Source organism: Roseisalinus antarcticus (assembly GCF_900172355.1).
Classification (GTDB): domain Bacteria; phylum Pseudomonadota; class Alphaproteobacteria; order Rhodobacterales; family Rhodobacteraceae; genus Oceanicola; species Oceanicola antarcticus_A.
On sequence record NZ_FWFZ01000099.1, the window covers coordinates 1 to 2,570 of the forward strand.

2 pseudogenes are annotated in these 2,570 nt (G+C 67.5%); both read left to right on the forward strand.

Annotated elements, in window-relative coordinates:
* Positions 1-117 precede the first annotated feature (117 nt).
* A pseudogene (locus tag ROA7023_RS23280) lies at positions 118-1,677 on the forward strand (Mu transposase domain-containing protein).
* A pseudogene (locus tag ROA7023_RS23285) lies at positions 1,677-2,570 on the forward strand (ATP-binding protein); the annotation flags it as partial. The pseudogenes ROA7023_RS23280 and ROA7023_RS23285, both read left to right, overlap by 1 nt.

The window sequence follows — 2,570 nt, forward strand, 5'->3', positions numbered from 1 at the left end:
CCCCCCTGTTGGTTCTGGTGAGAAGCTTTCTCGAAGGCATGAGGGAGCAGTCAGGGGATGTTGGTTGTGGAGACGATCGCGAAGATCGGGCGTGCGCATTTCGTCGAGGGCTAGTCGATCAAGCAGGTCTGCCGGGAGGTGCGGTTGTCGCGGAACAAGGTGCGCAAGGTCATCGGATCGGGCGCGGCCGGGTTCGCGTATGACCGCACGACGCAGCCACGTCCGAAGATCGATCCCTGGCGGTCGGAGCTGGACGAGCTGCCGGGGGAGAATGCTCGGCGACCCAAGCGCGGACGGCCGACGCCGATGCGGGGATCTGCGCGGAGCTGCGCAACCGCGGCCATGACGGCAGCCATGATGCTGTCCGGCGCCATGCGTGCAGTTGGCCGAAGGCGACGCAGGAAGCCTCGGCCAGTGCCTATGTGCCGCCGGGCTTCGATCCGGGCGAGGCCTGCCAGGTCGACTGGAGCCATCAGATCGTGATCCTCGATGGCGTGACCGTGACGGCCAAGGTCGCCCATCTCCGCCTGTGCCACAGCCGGATGCCGTTCGTCCGGGCCTGTCCGCGCGAGACGCAAGAGACGGTGTTCGATGCGCACGACAGGGCGTTCGCCTTCTTCGGCGGCGCCTGTGCCCGCGGGATCTACGACAGCGGGACCTTGATCGCCATTGGTTCGGGAACAACGGTCGAGCGAAGACGGCGGTGGACACGATCTTCGTCGGCAAGGGTCGGGCCTGCAATCGCGTTCGCCAATGTCTCTCGGACCAATGGCGAATGCCCGAGGATCGCTGTCCCGCCCATGCCAAGGCGAACCGGCACCCCGACATTCCGGACAAGACGATCCGGGAGGTGTTCGAGGAGGAGCGCGGGAGCCTGGTGCCCCATGTCGGCCCGTTCGACGGCTTGCTTGCCGTCCCCGCGTCCGCCGCCCGGACCTGCCTCCTGCGGTTCGACAGTGAGGAGGATCAGGAACAGGTCCAGTGGACCTTTTCCCTGACGAACCGCGACCCGGTCGACGCCCGCACGGTCGGTCGTCCCGTCGAGATCCGCGCCGATGCCGACAGGCCGGCATGCTGGCAGGACGGTCAGGTCGTGGCCCGTCATGGTCGGGCGTTCGGCCGCGGCAAGTCGATCGACGACCCGCTCCATTGCATCCCGGTTCCGGCGCGCAGGCCCCGCGCCCTGCGCGGTGAGCCATTGTGTTGCCATGTGTTCGAGACCAATGGCGACCGCGCCGTCCAAGGACCGGGATCCGCCGCCGGCCCTGCGCCGGGTCCAGCGCAAGCCCGACCGACGGCCCGGCGGCGACCGGCAGGTGGTCGACATCCCCGGCGCCGTGCCCACTGATGCCCCTCTCGGCAGATTTGCTTCGCAAATCGCCTGCCGGGCAATGGTCGAAGCCGCCCGTGCCGAGGCCCTGTCCCATGGCGTTCATTCTGCCGATGTGATCCTGAACATCCCGGCGCGTCGTCACGCCGGAGGCGTGCTTCCGGCACGACGAACCGCCGCCACCCCTGACCATTGCAACGCCGGATGCGCCGAAGCTGGGCCGCGGGCCCGCGGCCGATTGCGACCGCCATGACGGCCTGGGGAGAACACGGAATGGAACGATCGCAGGTGCTGGACGCACCATGCCGAAGGCGTGCCTCCGGCGTCGGGATACTGCGCTTCTGTAATGTCGCAGTGCTGGACGCACCACGCCGAAGGCGTGCCGGAGGCACGACGCCGAAGGCGTGCCGGAGGCACGACGGGCCAGCTGAAGCTCTACGGCATGAGGACAGCCTACGACGAGATCATCGCCTTCTTGCCGGAGGCACGCTTCCGTCGTGACGGTCAAGCGACGGCACGAACCACAACAGGTCATTCATTGCCCGGCAGGCGATTGCGAAGCAATCTGCCGAGAGGGGCGACCTCCCGGACGCCGAGATCAGTGAGAAGCAGGCACGCTCGATCGAATGCCAGCCGACCATCGCCAAGGTGCCGCTCGCCAGGAAGATCGAGGAGTGCGACGTCGAGGGTCGTCCAGAAGGGCGCCATCGGGTCGAGCCCGATGGACGACGAGGTCAACGGGACCCCGATCCGTGACCTCGCCACCGGAGACGTCCTCGACCACCCGCGCAATCTCGTGCTGATCGGCGGAACGGGAACCGGCAAGACCCGTCTTGCCGTCGGTATCGCCCGTGCCTGCATCCGCAACGGCCGTCGCGGCCGGTTCTTCAATGGTGTCGATCTGGTGAACAAGCTCGACGCCGAAGCCCGCGCCGCAGCGCGGACCTGATCTTTCGCCTCGACGTGTTCGCCATCGGTCTCGAACGCATGGCGACGCGATGGCTCACTCCTTGACGGGCTCGGCTATCTCCCGTCCGCTCGGAAAGGCGGCCAGCTCGTTCAGCGGGGAAACGGCCCAGTGGACCGTTTCCTGAACCCGCGTCACGCCACCTCATCGGCAAGCCCCACGAGCGGAGCTCGATCATCGCCACGACCAATCCCGCCTTTGGCGAATGGCCGACCGTCTTCGGAGACGCGACGATGACCGCTGCGCTCCTCGACCGCCCGACGCATCGCTGCG